Source organism: Streptomyces olivoverticillatus (genome assembly GCF_014203555.1).
Classification (GTDB): Bacteria; Actinomycetota; Actinomycetes; order Streptomycetales; family Streptomycetaceae; genus Streptomyces; species Streptomyces olivoverticillatus.
This window is the reverse complement of sequence record NZ_JACHJH010000002.1, coordinates 156,791-173,189: the sequence shown is the minus strand read 5'-3', so window position 1 is coordinate 173,189 and position 16,399 is coordinate 156,791. Positions and strand designations below refer to the sequence as shown.

General features: G+C 73.7%; 16 protein-coding genes and 1 tRNA gene. 14 read left to right on the top strand and 3 right to left on the bottom strand.

Going from position 1 to position 16,399, the window contains the following annotated elements:
* Positions 1-132: 132 nt before the first annotated feature.
* The 8 genes from FHS39_RS06250 (at position 133) to FHS39_RS06215 (ending at position 7,215) form a co-directional block, all read left to right on the top strand.
* Positions 133-1,470: a helix-turn-helix domain-containing protein gene (locus FHS39_RS06250; protein ID WP_184347105.1), complete on the top strand. Its 1,338-nt coding sequence runs from the start codon at positions 133-135 to the stop codon at positions 1,468-1,470.
* Between the two features lie 5 nt (positions 1,471-1,475).
* A complete protein-coding gene (orn, locus tag FHS39_RS06245; protein WP_045932434.1) occupies positions 1,476-2,081 on the top strand; it encodes an oligoribonuclease in 606 nt (201 codons plus the stop codon).
* A 118-nt stretch (positions 2,082-2,199) separates the two neighbouring features.
* Positions 2,200-2,272: transfer RNA gene (locus FHS39_RS06240), tRNA-His, on the top strand.
* Positions 2,273-2,421: 149 nt separating this feature from the next.
* Positions 2,422-2,625, top strand: a complete 204-nt coding sequence (locus FHS39_RS06235) for a cold-shock protein (protein ID WP_184347103.1) — start codon at positions 2,422-2,424, stop codon at positions 2,623-2,625.
* Complete coding sequence (locus FHS39_RS06230) at positions 2,622-3,932, top strand: ABC transporter substrate-binding protein (protein WP_184347101.1); 1,311 nt, start codon at positions 2,622-2,624, stop codon at positions 3,930-3,932. Before FHS39_RS06235 ends, FHS39_RS06230 begins: the two co-directional genes overlap by 4 nt.
* A complete protein-coding gene (locus FHS39_RS06225; protein ID WP_184347099.1) occupies positions 3,929-4,921 on the top strand; it encodes a carbohydrate ABC transporter permease in 993 nt (330 codons plus the stop codon). Before FHS39_RS06230 ends, FHS39_RS06225 begins: the two co-directional genes overlap by 4 nt.
* A gap of 9 nt (positions 4,922-4,930) precedes the next feature.
* Complete coding sequence (locus FHS39_RS06220; protein WP_184347097.1) at positions 4,931-5,800, top strand: ABC transporter permease subunit; 870 nt, start codon at positions 4,931-4,933, stop codon at positions 5,798-5,800.
* Positions 5,801-5,838: 38 nt separating this feature from the next.
* Positions 5,839-7,215, top strand: a complete 1,377-nt coding sequence (locus tag FHS39_RS06215) for a GH1 family beta-glucosidase (RefSeq protein ID WP_184347082.1) — start codon at positions 5,839-5,841, stop codon at positions 7,213-7,215.
* Positions 7,216-7,221: 6 nt separating this feature from the next.
* Here FHS39_RS06215 and FHS39_RS06210 read toward each other — a convergent pair whose 3' ends face one another.
* Both FHS39_RS06210 and FHS39_RS06205 read right to left on the bottom strand, forming a co-directional pair.
* Positions 7,222-8,091 carry a spermidine synthase gene (locus FHS39_RS06210; RefSeq protein WP_045932438.1) on the bottom strand — a complete coding sequence of 290 codons (870 nt, stop codon included), beginning with the start codon at positions 8,089-8,091 and terminating at the stop codon, positions 7,222-7,224.
* Between the two features lie 32 nt (positions 8,092-8,123).
* On the bottom strand, positions 8,124-8,600 hold the full coding sequence (locus FHS39_RS06205; RefSeq protein ID WP_184347080.1) for a hypothetical protein: 477 nt from the start codon (positions 8,598-8,600) through the stop codon (positions 8,124-8,126).
* A gap of 268 nt (positions 8,601-8,868) precedes the next feature.
* Here FHS39_RS06205 and FHS39_RS06200 point away from each other — a divergent pair, with 268 nt between their 5' ends.
* Positions 8,869-10,299: an NsdA family TPR-like regulatory protein gene (locus tag FHS39_RS06200; protein ID WP_184347078.1), complete on the top strand. Its 1,431-nt coding sequence runs from the start codon at positions 8,869-8,871 to the stop codon at positions 10,297-10,299.
* A gap of 16 nt (positions 10,300-10,315) precedes the next feature.
* Here the strand turns inward: FHS39_RS06200 and FHS39_RS06195 are convergent, their stop codons facing one another.
* Complete coding sequence (locus FHS39_RS06195) at positions 10,316-10,909, bottom strand: histidine phosphatase family protein (RefSeq protein ID WP_184347076.1); 594 nt, start codon at positions 10,907-10,909, stop codon at positions 10,316-10,318.
* A gap of 253 nt (positions 10,910-11,162) precedes the next feature.
* Here FHS39_RS06195 and FHS39_RS06190 point away from each other — a divergent pair, with 253 nt between their 5' ends.
* From FHS39_RS06190 to FHS39_RS06170, 5 genes are all read left to right on the top strand, one after another.
* Complete coding sequence (locus FHS39_RS06190; protein WP_184347074.1) at positions 11,163-12,152, top strand: phosphatase PAP2 family protein; 990 nt, start codon at positions 11,163-11,165, stop codon at positions 12,150-12,152.
* Positions 12,073-13,251, top strand: a complete 1,179-nt coding sequence (locus tag FHS39_RS06185) for a hypothetical protein (protein ID WP_425507742.1) — start codon at positions 12,073-12,075, stop codon at positions 13,249-13,251. Before FHS39_RS06190 ends, FHS39_RS06185 begins: the two co-directional genes overlap by 80 nt.
* 97 nt (positions 13,252-13,348) lie before the next feature.
* Complete coding sequence (locus FHS39_RS06180; protein WP_184347072.1) at positions 13,349-14,860, top strand: hypothetical protein; 1,512 nt, start codon at positions 13,349-13,351, stop codon at positions 14,858-14,860.
* A 2-nt stretch (positions 14,861-14,862) separates the two neighbouring features.
* Positions 14,863-16,209, top strand: coding sequence for an AAA domain-containing protein (locus FHS39_RS06175; RefSeq protein ID WP_425507763.1), 1,347 nt, complete (start codon positions 14,863-14,865; stop codon positions 16,207-16,209).
* Complete coding sequence (locus tag FHS39_RS06170; protein WP_184347070.1) at positions 16,206-16,355, top strand: hypothetical protein; 150 nt, start codon at positions 16,206-16,208, stop codon at positions 16,353-16,355. The genes FHS39_RS06175 and FHS39_RS06170 overlap by 4 nt, the downstream gene beginning before the upstream one ends.
* Positions 16,356-16,399 lie beyond the last annotated feature (44 nt).

The window sequence follows — 16,399 nt, the reverse complement described above, 5'->3', positions numbered from 1 at the left end:
TGTCGACTTAGAGGCGGGTGGTGAACTGGTCACCGCGTCTCCAAGCGACGCAGTAGATTCGATCTTGGCCATGACCGGCGGGGGAACCGTTCAGGACCGAGAGGACTCGACCGCCGAGGGGGGCTTAGCGCCATGAGCCAGGACTCCACGACCGTACCGGAGACCGCGCGCAAGCTCTCCGGACGCCGCCGCCGGGAGATTGTCGCCGTACTGCTTTTCAGCGGCGGCCCTATCTTCGAAAGTTCCATTCCGCTCTCTGTGTTCGGAATCGACCGACAGGACGCAGGAGTTCCCCGCTACCGATTGCTGGTGTGCGCGGGCGAAGATGTGCCATTGCGAACAACCGGCGGCCTGGAATTGACCGCACCGTACGGCCTGGAGGCGCTCTCCAGGGCCGGCACCGTCGTCGTACCGGCCTGGCGGTCCATCACACAGCCGCCGCCGGCCGCCGCGCTCGACGCGCTGCGCCGGGCCCACGAAGAGGGAGCCCGCATCGTCGGGCTGTGCACCGGGGCCTTTGTACTGGCCGCCGCGGGCCTGCTCGACGGCAGGCCCGCCACCACCCACTGGATGTACGCGCCCACGCTCGCCAAGCGCTATCCGTCGGTCCACGTGGACCCGCGGGAGCTCTTCGTGGACGACGGCGACGTACTGACGTCCGCGGGCACCGCGGCAGGCATCGACCTGTGCCTGCACATCGTCCGCACCGATCACGGCGCCGACGCCGCGGGGGCCCTGGCCCGCCGCCTCGTGGTGCCGCCGCGCCGCAGCGGAGGACAGGAGCGCTACCTCGACAGGTCTTTACCGGAGGAGATCGGTGCCGACCCGCTGGCCGAGGTCGTCGCCTGGGCGCTGGAGCACCTCCACGAGCAGTTCGACGTGGAGACCCTGGCCGCCCGCGCCTATATGAGCCGTCGCACCTTCGACCGGCGGTTCCGCTCGCTCACCGGGAGCGCACCGCTGCAGTGGCTGATCACCCAGCGGGTGCTCCAGGCACAGCGGCTCCTGGAGACCTCGGATTACTCCGTGGACGAGGTCGCCGGGCGCTGCGGCTTCCGCTCGCCGGTGGCGCTGCGCGGACATTTCCGCAGGCAGCTGGGGTCCTCCCCGGCGGCCTACCGGGCCGCCTACCGGGCGCGCCGCCCCCAGGGGGACGGCCGGCCGGAGCGGGCCGAGCGTGCGGAGCGCAGCGATCGCGGCGACCGGTTCGAGAGGCCGGAGCTGGGCGACCCGCGCACCGGCGAGGCGTCGCTGATGGCGATGCGGCGGGCGGCCATGGCCACGGCTACCCATGCCGTGACGGGCGGACCGCTCGGCGCACCACCGCCACACTCAGGGCATAGCGGACATATCGCTCATACGCCCGGCCACGCCGGTGGGCACGGGGCCACCGCCCCCGACCCCGGCAAACCGGAATCGGATCTCTACACTCCGCGGCTGCCCGGCCAGCGGGAGCGCCCCGTAGGGTGAGACGTATGAACGATCGCATGGTGTGGATCGACTGCGAGATGACCGGGCTCTCGCTGTCGGACGACGCACTCATCGAGGTGGCCGCCCTGGTCACGGACTCGGAGCTGAACATCCTCGGCGACGGCGTGGACATCGTCGTCCGCCCGCCCGCCGAGGCCCTCGTCACCATGCCCGAGGTGGTGCGCCAGATGCACACGGCCTCCGGGCTGCTGGCGGAGCTGGACGGCGGGACGACGCTCGAGGAGGCGGAGCGGCAGGTCCTGGAGTACATCCGCGCCCACGTGCCGGAGCCGGGCAAGGCACCGCTGTGCGGAAACTCGGTCAGCACCGACCGCGGTTTCCTCCTGCGCGACATGCCCACCCTGGAGGGCCACCTGCACTACCGGATCGTGGATGTGTCCTCGGTGAAGGAGCTGGCCCGCCGCTGGTTCCCGCGGGCGTACTTCAGCAGCCCCAAGAAGAACGGCAACCACCGGGCACTCGCCGACATCCGCGAGTCGATCGCCGAGCTCCGCTACTACCGCGAGGCGATCTTCGTGCCGCAGCCCGGCCCGGACTCCGACACCGCGAAGGCCATCGCGGCCAAGCACGTCCTGCCTGCTCAGGGCTGAGGACGGCAGAGTGACGCAGCTCGCTCCCGGCGAGGCGAAAGCCGGGAGCGAGCACCCCTCCGGACCCTGTACACTTTTTCTCGGCCGGTAGGAAACACGGAAACAAACACCGGACATGGTGGGTATAGCTCAGCAGGTAGAGCACCTGGTTGTGGTCCAGGATGTCGCGGGTTCGAGTCCCGTTACTCACCCTGATCGAGCAAGAGCCCGATCCGCGAAAGCGGGTCGGGCTCTTGTCGTTTTGTAGCCCTCAGGGGTGATCCCTGGGACAGATGGTGGGAGTTCGCCCGTCATCGGGGAATGCTCAGGTGCCGGATACCGGACGAAGGGTTCACCACCGATGGCAACAGGCAAAGTGAAGTGGTTCAACGCCGAAAAGGGTTTCGGCTTCATCGAGCAGGACGACGGCGGTCCGGACGTGTTCGTCCACTTCTCCGCCATCGACTCCGCGGGCTACAGGTCCCTGGAGGAGAACCAGCCCGTCACGTATGACGTCGTCCAGGGGCCCAAGGGGCCACAGGCGGAGCACGTCATCCCCGGATGACGCCGGGGTACCGGGCCCGGCCCCGGCGCAGGGCGGTGTTCCTCGCGGTGGCGGCCGTGCTCGTCCTGGGCGCCGCCCTCCTCGGCGGCTGCGCCCGGGGCGACGGCGGCCGGGGCCGGACCACGGTCACCATCGGCACCTTCGGTGTCTTTGGCTACCAGCAGGCCGGCCTCTACCGCGAGTACGAGCGCCTCCACCCGGACGTGGCCGTCAAGGAGAGCGTGATCGAGCGCAACGACGCCTATTACCCGCAACTCCTCACCCACCTCGCCGCGGGCAGCGGCCTCCTGGACATCCAGGCCGTCGAGGTCGGCGACATCCACGAGCTGGCCACCGCCCAGGGCGGCCTCTTCGAGGACCTCTCCGCCGCGAAGGGCGTCCACCGCCGCGACTGGCTGCCCTGGAAGTGGGAGCAGGCCACCACCCGCGACGGCAGGACCATCGGCCTCGGCACCGACATCGGGCCGATCGCCATGTGCTACCGCAAGGACCTCTTCCGGCGCGCGGGGCTGCCCACCGCCCGGGAGGCGGTCGGCCGGCTGTGGGCGGGCGACTGGCGCAAGTACCTCACCACCGGCCTCGCCTACAAGAAGCGGGCCCCGGCCGGGACGGTCTTCACCGACTCGGCGGCCGGGATCTACAACGCCTCCGTGCACGGCTACGCCGAGCGCTACTACGACCGCCGCTCCCGGCCGATCTGGAGCAACAGCCCGGCGGTCAGGGCGTCCTGGGAGCTGGCGGTGCGCGCGGCGCGCGACGGGCTGACCGCACGGCTCAAGCAGTTCGAGAAGCCCTGGGACCAGGCGTATGCCAACGGCCGCTTCGCCACCGTCGCCTGCCCGCCCTGGATGCTCGGCTACATCAAGGAGAAGTCGGGCCCGGCGGGCAAGGACAAATGGGATGTGGCCCCGGCGCCCCGCCCCGCCAACTGGGGCGGCTCCTTCATCACCGTCCCCAAGGCCGCCCGGCACAAGGCCGCCGCCGTCGACCTCGCCGTCTGGCTGACCGCACCCGCACAGCAGGCCAGGCTCTTCGAGCGGCAGGCCAGCATCCCCTCCACCCCCGCCTCGTACGCCATGCCGGAGGTGCGGGACGCGCACAATCCCTACTTCGGCGGCGCCCCCACCGGCGCGATCTTCGCGGCGGCGGCCCGCGCCGTCCCCACGCTCGTCTACGGCCCCAAGGAGCAGCAGATCGGCGGCGCGTTCACCGACGTCGGCATCCCCCAGGTCGAGCAGCAGGGCAAGCCGCCCGGCGCGGGCTGGCGGGCGGCGCAGCAGGAGATCGAGAACGCGGTGGACGAATGACGGCCACGACCACGGTGGCGGAGGGCGCCCCGCGGCGGGAGCAGGGCGGAGGCCACCACGGCGGCCGGCCCGCGCCGGACCCCTGGCGCAGCCGGCTCTGCCGCTGGGACCTGCGCTACAGCCCCTACGCCTTCGTGGCGCCCTTCTTCCTCTTCTTCACCGTCTTCGGGCTCTTCCCCCTCCTCTATACGGGCTGGGCCTCGCTGCACCGCATCGAGCTGACCTCGCCCGGCCGCACCGAGTGGGTCGGGCTGCACAACTACGCCCGGCTGCTGGGCAACGAGTTCTTCTGGAACGCGCTGCGCAACACCGCCACCATCGGCGTCCTGTCGACCGTCCCCCAGCTGCTGATGGCCCTGGGCCTGGCCCACCTGTTGCACTACCGGCTGCGGGCCGCCACCTTCTGGCGGGTCGCGCTGCTGACCCCGTACGCCACTTCCGTCGCCGCCGCCACGCTCGTCTTTGTGCTGCTCTACGGGCGCGACTACGGGATGGTCAACTGGGCGCTGCGGGGCGTGGGCATCGGCCCGGTCGACTGGCAGAGCGGCACCTGGAGTTCGCAGATCGCGGTCTCCTCCATCGTGATCTGGCGGTGGACGGGCTACAACGCGCTGATCTATCTGGCCGCCATGCGGGCCGTGCCCGACGATCTGTACGAGGCGGCGGCGCTGGACGGGGCGTCGCGCGCCCGGCAGTTCCGGCACGTCACGCTCCCGGCGCTGCGGCCGACCGTGCTGTTCACCGTGGTGGTCTCGACGATCGGGGCGACGCAGCTCTTCGGCGAGCCGCTGCTGTTCGGCGGGGCGGGCGGGCAGAAGGGCGGGGCCTCGCGGCAGTTCCAGACGCTGGGGCTCTACCTCTACGAACAGGGCTGGTTCAACTTCCACCTCGGGCGCGCCTGCGCCGTCGCCTGGAGCATGTTCCTGATCCTGCTGCTGATCGCGGCCGTCAACGCACTCCTCGCGCGGCGGCTGCGCCAGGACCGGTGAGAGGAAGCGGTGACGGCCACGGTCCCCGCCCGGCGCAGGCCGGGCCTCGCACGCGCCGGGCGGCAGCTGCACGCCGGGCCGTTCGCCTATGCGGTGCTGGCGCTGTTCACCGCGGGGTCGCTCTTCCCCCTGGTGTGGACGGCCGTCGCCGCCTCGCGCGACGACACCCGGCTGGCCCGGACCCCGCCTCCCCTGTGGTTCGGCGGCAACCTCCCGGCGAACCTGGCCCGGGCGTGGGGCGAGGCGGGCATGGGGCTCGCCCTGGCCAACACAGTGCTGGTGGCGGGGACCATCGCGCTGGGCACCGTGCTCTTCTGCACCGTCGCCGGCTTCGCCTTCGCCAAGCTGCGCTTCCGCTTCCGCGGCGCGCTGCTGCTGCTGACGGTCGGCACGATGATGGTGCCGCCGCAGCTGAGCGTCGTCCCCCTGTTCATGGTGATCGCCCGGCTGGGGTGGACCGACCACCTGCAGGCGGTGGTGCTGCCCACGCTGGTCAGCGCCTTCGGCGTCTTCTTCATGCGGCAGTTCCTGGTGGAGGCGCTGCCCGGCGAGCTGGTGGAGGCGGCCCGGATGGACGGGGCGAGCAGCTGGCGGCTGGTGTGGCACGTCGTCTTCCCCGTGGCCCGGCCGGCGATGGCCGTGCTGGGGATGCTCTCCTTCGTCCAGGCCTGGAACGACTTCTTCTGGCCCGTGGTCGCACTGACCCAGGAGAACCCGACCGTGCAGGTGGCCCTGACGGGGCTCGGCCGCGGTTACGTACCCGACCAGGCCGTGATCATGGCCGGCGCGCTGCTGGGCACCCTGCCCCTGCTGCTGGCCTTCACCTTCTTCGGCAAGCAGATCGTCGGCGGCATCATGCGGGGTGCGGTCAAGGGCTGATCCCCCCACGATTCCTCCCTCATCCCTCGGAGTGCGCTATGACCGTGAACTTTCCGCCCGGCTTCCTCTGGGGCGCGGCCACCGCCGCGTACCAGATCGAGGGCGCGGCGCAGGAGGACGGCCGGACGCCGTCCATCTGGGACACGTTCTCCCACACCCCCGGCCGGGTGCTCGGGGGCGACACCGGTGACACCGCCACCGGCCACTACCACCGCCGCGCCGAGGACGTCGGGCTCATGGCCCGGCTGAGCCTGGGCGCCTACCGCTTCTCCGTCTCCTGGCCCCGCGTCCAGCCCACCGGCCGGGGGCCCGTCTCGCCGCGCGGCCTGGACTTCTACCGCGCGCTCGTCGACGACCTCCTCGGCCACGGGATCCGGCCGGTGCTCACCCTCTACCACTGGGACCTGCCGCAGGAGCTGGAGAGCGCCGGGGGCTGGCCCGCGCGCGAGACCGCGCACCGATTCGCCGACTACGCCCATCTGATCGGCGAGGCGCTCGGCGACCGCGTGGAGATGTGGAGCACCCTCAACGAGCCCTGGTGCAGCGCCTTCCTGGGCTATGCCTCCGGGGTGCACGCCCCGGGCCGCACCGACCCCGCCGACGCGCTGCGGGCGGCCCACCACCTCAACCTGGCGCACGGGCTGGCCGCCCAGGCGCTGCGGGCCGCCGCCTCACGGCCGGTGGGGATCTCCGTCGCCCTCAACTCCGCCGCCGTACGGGCCAGGACGCCCTCGGCGCCGGACCTGGATGCTCAGCGGCGGATCGACGCGCTGTCCACCCGTATCTTCACCGGGCCCATGCTGCACGGCGCATATCCGGCGGACCTGCTCGCGGACACGGCGGGGATCACGGACTGGTCGTTCGTCCGCGACGGTGATGTGGACGCCATCAAGCACCCCCTCGACGCACTGGGCATCAACTACTACGCGCCTACAGTGGTATCAGCCGCCACTGACAACGGCCCCCGGGCGGCGTCCCCCTGGCCCGGCGCCGACGGCGTCGCCTTCCACCGGCCGCCCGGCAAGCGGACGGCGATGGACTGGAGCGTCGACCCCACCGGCCTGTACGACCTGCTGCTCCGCTTCACGCGCGAGGCCCCGGGCCTGCCGCTGCTGGTGACCGAGAACGGCGCGGCGTACGACGACAAGCCGGACGCCGAGGGAGCGGTGCACGACCCGGAGCGCATCGCCTATGTCCACGCCCATCTGGAGGCGGTGCTGCGCGCGCTGGGCGACGGGGCGGACGTGCGGGGCTACTTCCTCTGGTCACTGCTGGACAACTTCGAATGGTCGTACGGCTACAGCAAGCGCTTCGGGACGGTCCACGTCGACTACGCCACCCTCGCCCGTACCCCCAAGTCCAGCTACCGCTGGTACGCGGAGGTGATCCGGACGGGCCAGCTGCCGCCCGGCTAGCGGGGGTTACTCGAAGACGGAGGGCGGGGGCGCCGGGGACGGGCGGGCGCTCGCGTCGGTGACGGGCACGGCGCCGCCGGTGAAGTCGTCGAGGGCGCGGCCGTGTTCGACGCGGCCCTGGTGCGGGTCGGTGGCGGCCCGCCGGGTCAGTTCGGCGACGGGCAGCTCGCGGTCGGAGGCGAGCAGCACGGCGTTGCCGAAGCGGCGTCCGCGCAGCACGGCCGGATCGGCGGTCAGGCACAGCTCGGGGAAGACGGTCCGCACCGTGGCGATCTGCGCCTTGAGGTGGGCGAGCGGCGGGCCGTCCGCGAGGTTGGCCGCGTAGAAGCCGCCCGGCCGCAGCGCCCTGCGGACTTCGGCGGTGAACTCGGTGCTGGTCAGGTGGGCGGGCGTGCGGGCGCCGCCGAAGACGTCGGCAATGATCAGGTCCGCCCAGGCGTCCGGCACCTTGGCCAGTCCTTCGCGGGCGTCGCCGCCGCGGACGCGGATGCGCCAGGCGGCGTCCAGGGGCAGCTCGCGGCGGACGAACTGGACGAGCGGGGCGTCGATTTCGACGATCTGCTGGGTGGATCGGGGCCGGGTGGCCGCGACGTAGCGGGCGAGGGTGAAGGCGCCGCCGCCCAGGTGGAGGACCTGGACGGGCTTGCCGGGCGGCGCCACGAGGTCGGCGATGTGGCCGAGCCTGCGCTGGTAGGCGAAGTCGAGGTGGGACGGGTCGTCGAGGTCCACGTGGGACTGCGGGGCGCGGTCGATCAGCAGGGTGAAGCCGCGCGGACGGTCGCGGTCGGGCACGAGCTCGGCCGTACCGCCCGCCACCTGCTCCCGGACCGGTTCGGCGGCGCGCCCGCGCCCTTGCTTCTGTTTGCCCTTCGCCACGCCTCAAGTATCGCCGGTGGCGGAGCGGGCGCTCACCGGCAGCGGTCGACGGCCTCGATGGTGCGGGCGGCCTCGCCGAGCGCGGCGCGGAGCACGGCGGGGTCGGTGGCGGCGGCGAAGGCGGCGTCCGGGGGGACCAGCCAGCCGGTGCCGTTCACGGGCGGTTCGGCGGGGCCGATGCGCAGGCCGCGGCCGTAGGTCTGGGTGCAGGCGCTGCCCGGCAGGTCCCAGGCGTCTGCGGTGCCGGGGGGCACCAGGAAGCCGAGGGTGTCGCAGCCGCCGTCGTGCAGCACGGGGCCGACGCCGTCGCGCAGCCGCAGGATGTCGACCGCTTCCAGACCCTGGCGGGCGGGGACGGTGACGAGGTCGCAGGGTCTGCCCTCAAGGGTCTCCACCGCGGCCGCGAGCGGCGGGAAGGCCGCTTCGACGGGTGACAGGCTGTGGTCCTGACGTGGCTGGTGCAGAGCCGTCGTTCGCGAGCCGCCGATATCCACTCCGGCCTCCACCACGGGAAACCCCTCCTCACGCCGTGCCACTCCGCGTCGAGCGCGCTTGCGCTCGGAGAGTTCAACGCCGCTCGTGCGTCAACGGCTACGGCAACATGCCGCCGCAAAGGATGGCAGTTCATGGCGGATCACAGGTGAGATATCCGTTTTGTAGCCAAACCGGATGTAGTGGGCCGCGCTCAGCCGGTACGGTCATCACGCCACACGGCAGCACAGCCGCCCGCCCCGCGGGCACGCATGCGGGGCGGCTCGCCAGGGAGAGGGTCCGGCCATGGCGTCGCACCGCGCGTCCTCGTCACCACGTCCGAACACCGCCTTCAGGGAGCTGCGAGGACAGCGCTCACCAGGGGAGTTCGCGGCGGCCGTGCGCCGGGCGGCACGCGAGATCGGCGAACACGTCTCGTGCGACGCGCGCTACGTCGGGCGCGTCGAGTCCGGCGAGATCCGCTGCCCCAACTATGCGTACGAGCGGGTGTTCAGGCATATGTTTCCCGGCCGCGAACCGGCGGACATGGGCTTCGCACCGCGCGAAACAGTGCGTGGAAGGGGGGCGCACAAAAACGGTCCCGCGCCGCCCGGCCATTCCGGAAGCCCCGCCGAAAGCAGTACGCGCGGACCGGGGGACGGGTCCGGCGCCGGCACTCCCTCCGACAGCACTCCCTCCGACGGCACTTACGACAGCACCTTCGACAGCAACAAGGAGAGCGACGTGTTGCGTCGCGCGTTCATGACCTCCGGTACAGCCGCAGTGGCCACCGCTTCCCTGGGCGGTGGCCCGCGCCCCCGTCACCGGCGACACGCGGGCGAGACCGAGGCGTCGGCCGTCGAGGAGGCGGTGCGCCACATCCGGCTGCTCGACGACCGGCACGGCGCGGACGGCCTCTACCGGCGCGCGGCGCACCCGCTGCGGGCGGCGTACGACCTGCTCGACGCCCAGGTACGGCGGCAGTCGGTCGCGGACCGGCTGCACTCCGGCGCGGGCGAGCTGTCGATCTCGGTGGGCTGGCTGGCCCACGACTCGGGCCGCTACGCCGACGCCCGTTCGCACTACGCGGAGGCGCTCGCCACCGCACGCGTCGCCGGCGATCCGGCACTGGAGGCGCACGCCTTCTGCAACACCGCCTTCCTGGCGAGGGACGCGGGACGGCCCCGCGAAGCGGTGCGGGCCGCGCAGGCGGCGCAGCGGGCGGGCCGTCAGCTGCCGTCGGCGCGGCTGCTGTCCCTGCTGGCCCTGCGGGAGGCGGGTGGCTGGGCCGGGCTGGGCGACCGGACCGCGTGCAAGGAGGCGCTCGCGCGTGCCCGGACCATGTTCGAACGCGGGGCGTGCGAGGCGGACCCGGAGTGGATGACGTTCTTCGGCGAGGCGGAGCTGGAGGGGCTGGAGGCGCAGTGCTGGTCGGCGCTGGGCGACTGGGCTCGGGCCGCGGAGCACGCCCGGCGGGCCGTCGCGCTGCAGGACCCGCACTTCGCGCGGAACATCGCCCTCTACACGGCCCAGCTGGCCGGCGACCTCGCCCGCGGCGGCGCGCCGGACGCGGCGGCGGCCGCGGGCGAGCAGGCCCTGGACCATCTCGCCCAGGTGCAGTCGGCGCGGATCCGCACGATGCTCGTCTCCACCGCCCGGCTGCTGCGGCGGCACGCCGCCGAGCCCGCGGTCTCCGCCTTCCTCGGCCGGCACGAGGCCGCCGCCCAGCCGGCGTGAGCGTGCCCCGGGCCGGTCAGGCGATGTGGCCGGTGTCGTTCCAGCGCTCCAGGGCCGGGGCGCCGTAGGCCCAGCCCAGGATGGACAGCGAGGTGGGGTCGAGGCGGATGCGGGAGGCGAAGAAGGCCTCCTCGCCGAGCCAGCGGGCGGCGATCGTCCGCAGGATGTGGCCGTGGGCGAAGACCAGGACGTCGCGGTCGGCGGAGCGGGCCCACTCGACGACCTCGTCCGCGCGGGCGGTCAGCTGGGCGAGCGTCTCCCCCTCGGGCACGCCGTCACGCCAGATCAGCCAGCCCGGACGGCCCGCCTTGATCTCGGCCGGGGTCATGCCCTCGTACGCGCCGTAGTCGAACTCCATCAGGGCGTCCCAGTCGCTCGCCCGGCCGCCGAAGCCCGCGAGCTCGCAGGTCTCCTTGGCGCGCACCAGCGGGCTGGTGCGGACCTCGGCGTCCGGCAGGCCGTCCCAGGGGGCGCGGTGCAGCCGCTCGCCGAGCAGCTTGGCGCCGCGGCGGCCCTCGTCGAGGAGCGGGATGTCCGTGCGGCCGGTGTGCTTCCCGGACAGCGACCACTCGGTCTGTCCGTGCCGGGCCAGCAGGATCCGCGGTGCCATGGCGAGGGCCCCTTACTTCACAAGAAAATTCGGTGACTTTCACAACAGAACCGGTACGGAACTCCCGTTCTGTCCGCCCCCATCATCACTCACGTCACCTGCGGGCAACCCTCTGGCCAGTCCCGACGTCTCCCCACCCGCCCCTCGGGGGCGCCTGGTGTAACCCACGGGGCGGTGTGCGAGCAATGTGGCGTACACCGTACGGTTACATGTCGCGCTTGTTGGCCGCCTGAACCCATTGGAGAGCGTCCGGATGTACCGCACCGCACCACTCGGGAAGCGGCCGCGCTGGTGGACCGAACTGCCACTGATCGCCGTGGTGTACGGGCTGTACTCGGCGGGGCGGCTGCTGGTCCGGGGCGACGTGCAGTCGGCCGTGGACCACGGCCTGTCGATACTCGACCTTGAAAAAACGTTCCGAATAAATTTCGAGCACCCGCTCAACCGGTTCCTCACCGACCACCCGGCCGTCGGCATACCCGCCGACTTCGCCTACGCCTCGCTGCACTACCTGCTCACCCCGGCGCTGCTGGTCTGGGTCTTCAACCGCCGCCCGGCCGCGTACCGCAGGCTGCGGACCTGGCTGATGATCTCGACCCTCATCGGGCTCATCGGTTTCACCCTGCTGCCCACCTGCCCGCCGCGGCTGCTCGACGCGAGCCAGGGCTTCGTCGACACGATGGCCCAGTACGCCTCGTACGGCTGGTGGGGCGGCGACGCGAGCGCTCCGCGCGGGCTGGGCGGGCTCACCAACCAGTACGCGGCCATGCCGAGCCTGCACGTCGGCTGGGCGCTGTGGTGCGGTGCCGTGCTCTGGCGCCACGGACGCTCCGCCTGGACGAAGGTCGCGGGCGTCCTCTACCCGCTCACCATCGCCCTCGTGGTGATGGGCACCGCCAACCACTACTTCCTGGACGCCGCCGCGGGCGCCGCCGTGATGGGCACCGGGTACCTGCTCGCCCGGCCCGCGCTGCGGCTCGCCGACCGCATCCGGGCCCGCTTCGGCGGGCACGGGAGCGCGGAAACGGGCGAGACGGCCGCGGTTGTCAGTGGCGGGTGCGAGACTTCGGCGGGTACAGCGCATGCCCGGACGACGTCCGCCGGTTCCCCGGCCGCGGGCGGCCGCCCGGGCGCGCCGGAGAGACTTCGCGAGGCGGACGCCAGTGATCAGATCCCTCGACAGCCGGCCCGAGGCGAGGCCGGAGACAGCCGCACCGACGGCGCTGCGACAGCGGCTCGCTGAGCTGCGCGGCCCGACCGTCGCGCCCCGGCCCCTCGACGCCCGCGCGCTGGCGGCCCTCGCCGCCAACCCCGGCTGCCACCGCCGGGCCCTGCTCGACGGCGCCGGGGTCGACAAGGCCGCGCTGTCCCGGGCCCTGGGCGCGCCGGCCGCGTTCGGGCAGTCCCAGTTCGCGTTCGTCCGCGGCCATGCCTTCGAAGCGCGCGTCAAGGCCGACGGCGGCGCGGAGCTGGTCCGCCTGCTGCGCGAGCGCCTCGGCGACGGCTCGCCCGCGCCGGAGCACGTCGATCTTCCAGACCTGGCCGCCGCCGGGCCCGAGGGGCGCACGGCGCGCACCGCGCTCGCCCTGCGCGAGGCCACGGCGGCGGGCCGCTGGGCGGTGCTGGATCATCCCCTGCTGGCCCTGACCGTGGCGGGCACGCCCGCCTATCTGGAGCCCGATGCGGTGGTCGTCCATCCGGACGGCAGCTGGACGGTCGTCGAGATCAAGTCCTTCGCGATGGTCGACGGCTCGGCCGACTCCGCGAAGGTGGGTGCGGCGGCCCGGCAGGCCGCGGTGTACGCGCTGGCGCTGGAGGCCGTGGCCGAGCGGCTCGGCGCGGAGGCCGGTCTGGTGCGGCATCGCATCCTGCTGGTCTGCCCCAAGGACTTCTCCAACCTGCCGGCCGCCTCCCTTGTCGACGTCCGCAAGCAGCTGGCCACGACGCGGCGCCAGCTGGCCCGGCTGACCGGCGTGGCCTCCATCGCCGCCGCCCTGCCGGAGGGCACGACCTTCGACCTCTGCCTCGCCGACGACGGCCGCACTTCGATGCGCCCGGCCGCCGAGTTGGCTTCCGCGGTCGACGCGGTCGCGGCGGCGTACGCCCCGGAGTGCCTCGCGGCATGCGAGCTGGCCTTCCACTGCCGCGCCCGGTCCCGCGCGGCGGACGCCGTCCAGGCCCTGGGCCGCGGCCTGCGCGCGGAGCTGGGCGGCCTGACGACGGTCGGGGCCGTCCTCGCCGCGGCGAGCGGCGAGGCGGGCGACCCCGACGACCCCACGGTCTCGGCCCTGCGCCGCGCGGCGGCCTTGCGGGCCCAGGCGCTGGCGGGGGTGGCGGGATGAGGGGGCGGCAGCTGCCCGGTCACCGCCGGGCCTTGGACGGACGGCCGGGGTCCGGCACCGCCGCGCCCCTCGGCTCGGGGCGGCGGGAGGGGCCCGTATGTCGCTGATCACCACGCTCGCGCGGCTGGAAGCCGTGCGGGACGGGCGGGCACGGCCGTTGGCCACCGTGCGGCATCGGCACCTCGCCGAGAAGCCGTTCGTCTTCGTGCCGTTGACGACCGCCGGTGAGGCGGGGGCGCCGCTCGGGGCCATGGTGGGCACCGATCCGGACACACCGCGGCTCCTCGTCGTACCGCAGCCGCGCGACCGTGATCTGCGGTCCGCGTTCCTCGCCGAGCTGGCCGAGGCCATGCTGCCGTACATCGAGTCGTACGCCGAAGGCGCGGAATACGCAGAAGACACAGAGAACACAAGCGGCTCCGAGGAGCCCTGCGCCGACGCCCCGCAGTTGCTCGTCCCGAGCGCCGCGGGCGTGGAGTACGTACGGCTGCTCGGCCGCTCGATGCGGTTCCGGCGCACCGCCGAGCAGGATCCCGACGCCCCGCACCCCGCTCCCCCGCGCGTGCCCCTGCTCGGCCGCTGGCTCACCCACTTCGGGGAGCGCGCCCGCGTGCCCGGCTCGTCCCTGCTCCCGGCGATGACGCAGCTGCTCGGCCGCCACTGGGCCACTGGCCAAAGCGTGCTGGAGGACCAGCACTTGGGGGCCTTGCTCGCCTGGATCGACCCTCCGCACGGGCTGACAGGCGCCGAAGCCGCCGCCCGCGCGGAGCGCGAGCGCGACCGGGACGGGCTGCTGGTGCACCCGCCCGCCGGGCCCGCCACGGACCCGGTGTTCGACAACAAGCGGCTGGCCCCCGCCATCGCCCGCTACGACCAGGGCCGCACCGGCGCCGAGCGCGAGATCCACGACCTCCTGGAGACTCAGCTGCGCCCCACCTGGGATGCCGTCTGGCGCGGCGTCGGCCTGCTGCGCGCGCTCCCGGAGGGGGCGCACGTCGCCGACCGCTGGAAGCGCGACCGCTGGTCGTACACCGCGCACCGCGACCGCCTCCGCGCCGGCGAGCCCCCGCAGCCCAAGCAGGACGACGCCGTGACCGCGGCCCGCAAGCTCGGGGCGCGCGAGACGGCCCAGGCGCAGCTGGACGCGCAGGAGGCGCTGGACGATCCGCTGGTGATGGCCGGGCGGCGGCTGGCCGGGGAGGCGTTCGAAGGCGAGGTCACGGCGGTGGTCATGGAGTACTCGCAGGCCAAGGTCCCCCGCCCGCGCCCGCTGGTGACCGTCCGCACGGGCGACGCCCCGCATCCGGCCGAGGGCGCCCGGCTCCACCGCGCGCTGCCGGGCGGCAAGTCGCAGTCGGCCGAGTTCGTGGCGCACGAGGCGGACGGCACCCTGACCGTGCGGCTGACGGGCGGGATGGGCCGCGGCAAGGTGCCCGAAGCCGGTTCCGTGCCGGAGCCCGGCGACACCGTGTGCTGGACGCTCTTCGAGCACGCGCCCAGGGGCGGCCCCGAGCTGCCCGACCCCGACCGCACGCCCTGGACGCACGGCGGCCCGCCCGCCGCGGCGGCCGAGGCCCCCGACCCCGTGACCGCGGAGGACCTCCTGTGACCGTGCGCTTGCCGCGCGGGCGCGCCTTCGACCCCGCCAAGGCGGCGGCCGAGGCCACCGACGCCATCCTCGAGGACACGCTGCACAGCCCCCACCGCGGCGTCGTCGTGGACTCCCCGCCCGGGGCGGGCAAGTCCACCCTGGTCGTCCGGGCGGCCCGGGAGCTCGCCGCGGCGGGCCGGCCGCTGATGGTCGTCGCCCAGACCAACGCCCAGGTCGACGACCTGGTGCTGCGCCTGGCCGAGGCGGATCCCGAGCTGCCGGTCGGCCGTCTGCACAGCAATGAGCACCGCGCCTACGACCCGGCGCTCGACGCGCTGGACTCGGTGGTGACGTCAGCGAAGGCCGCCGACCTCGCGGGGCTGGAGGTGGTGGTCTCCACGGCCGCGAAGTGGGCCCACACCAAGACCGCCGAGCCGTGGGGGCACGCGATCGTCGACGAGGCGTACCAGATGCGCTCGGACGCGCTGCTGGCGGTGGCGGGGCTCTTCGAGCGGGCGCTGTTCGTGGGCGACCCGGGCCAGCTGGACCCGTTCAGCGTGGTGGGCGCGGACCAGTGGGCGGGCTTGTCGTACGACCCGTCGGCGAGCGCCGTGTCCACGCTGCTCGCCCACAACCCGGGCCTGCCGCAGCACCGGCTGCCGGTCTCCTGGCGGCTGCCCGCGAGCGCCGCCCCGCTGGTGTCGGACGCCTTCTATCCGTACACGCCGTTCCGCAGCGGGACCGGTCACGGGGAGCGGACGCTGTCCTTCGGCGTGCCGTCGGACGGCTCGGGCCCGGACCGGGTGCTGGACGAGGCGGCCGAATCGGGCTGGGGCCTGCTGGAGCTGCCCGCGCGCCACACGCCGCGCACGGACCCGGAGGCGGTCGGGGCGGTGGCCCTGGTCGTGGGGCGGCTGCTGGCCCGCGGCGGGGCGGTGAGCAGCGAGCGGTCCCCGGAGGCGGTGCCGCTGACGGCCGACCGGATCGCGGTGGGCACCGCCCACCGCGACCAGGCCGCGGCGGTCCGCGCGGCGCTGGAGGAGCTGGGCGTCAGCGGCGTCACGGTGGACACGGCCAACCGGCTGCAGGGCCGCGAGTTCGACGTGACGGTGATCCTGCACCCCCTCTCGGGGCGCCCGGACGCGACGGCCTTCCACCTGGAGACGGGCCGCCTGTGCGTCCTGGCCTCCCGGCACCGGCACGCGTGCGTGGTGGTGTGCCGCGCGGGTGTCGACCGCCTGCTGGACGACCACCCGTCGACGGAGCCAGTGCAGCTGGGGGTGACGGTGAAGTTCCCGGACGGCTGGGAGGCGAATCACGCGGTCCTGTCCCACTTGGGCGAGCACCGGGTGGCGTGGCGGCCGTGAGCCAAAGCCCCCTGCGGGGTCCCGCCGCGCGGGCGGAGCCCGGCACGCCGCCGGAGGCGGCCAATGGATACAGCCCGGACGGCTGGGAGGCGAACCACGCGGTCCTGTCCCACTTGGGCGAGCACCGGGTGGCGTGGCGGCCGTGAGCCAAAGCCCCCTGCGGGGTCCCGCCGCGCGGGCGGAGCCCGGC

Excerpts from the sequence above, each read along its gene's own strand:
- FHS39_RS06250 (WP_184347105.1), top strand. The coding sequence starts at position 133 with ATGAGCCAGGACTCCACGACCGTACCGGAGACCGCGCGCAAGCTCTCC.
- FHS39_RS06215 (WP_184347082.1), top strand. The coding sequence starts at position 5,839 with ATGACCGTGAACTTTCCGCCCGGCTTCCTCTGGGGCGCGGCCACCGCC.
- FHS39_RS06235 (WP_184347103.1), top strand. The coding sequence starts at position 2,422 with ATGGCAACAGGCAAAGTGAAGTGGTTCAACGCCGAAAAGGGTTTCGGC.
- FHS39_RS06230 (WP_184347101.1), top strand. The coding sequence starts at position 2,622 with ATGACGCCGGGGTACCGGGCCCGGCCCCGGCGCAGGGCGGTGTTCCTC.
- FHS39_RS06180 (WP_184347072.1), top strand. The coding sequence starts at position 13,349 with ATGTCGCTGATCACCACGCTCGCGCGGCTGGAAGCCGTGCGGGACGGG.
- orn (WP_045932434.1), top strand. The coding sequence starts at position 1,476 with ATGAACGATCGCATGGTGTGGATCGACTGCGAGATGACCGGGCTCTCG.
- FHS39_RS06195 (WP_184347076.1), bottom strand. The coding sequence starts at position 10,909 with ATGGCACCGCGGATCCTGCTGGCCCGGCACGGACAGACCGAGTGGTCG.
- FHS39_RS06200 (WP_184347078.1), top strand. The coding sequence starts at position 8,869 with ATGGCGTCGCACCGCGCGTCCTCGTCACCACGTCCGAACACCGCCTTC.
- FHS39_RS06225 (WP_184347099.1), top strand. The coding sequence starts at position 3,929 with ATGACGGCCACGACCACGGTGGCGGAGGGCGCCCCGCGGCGGGAGCAG.
- FHS39_RS06190 (WP_184347074.1), top strand. The coding sequence starts at position 11,163 with ATGTACCGCACCGCACCACTCGGGAAGCGGCCGCGCTGGTGGACCGAA.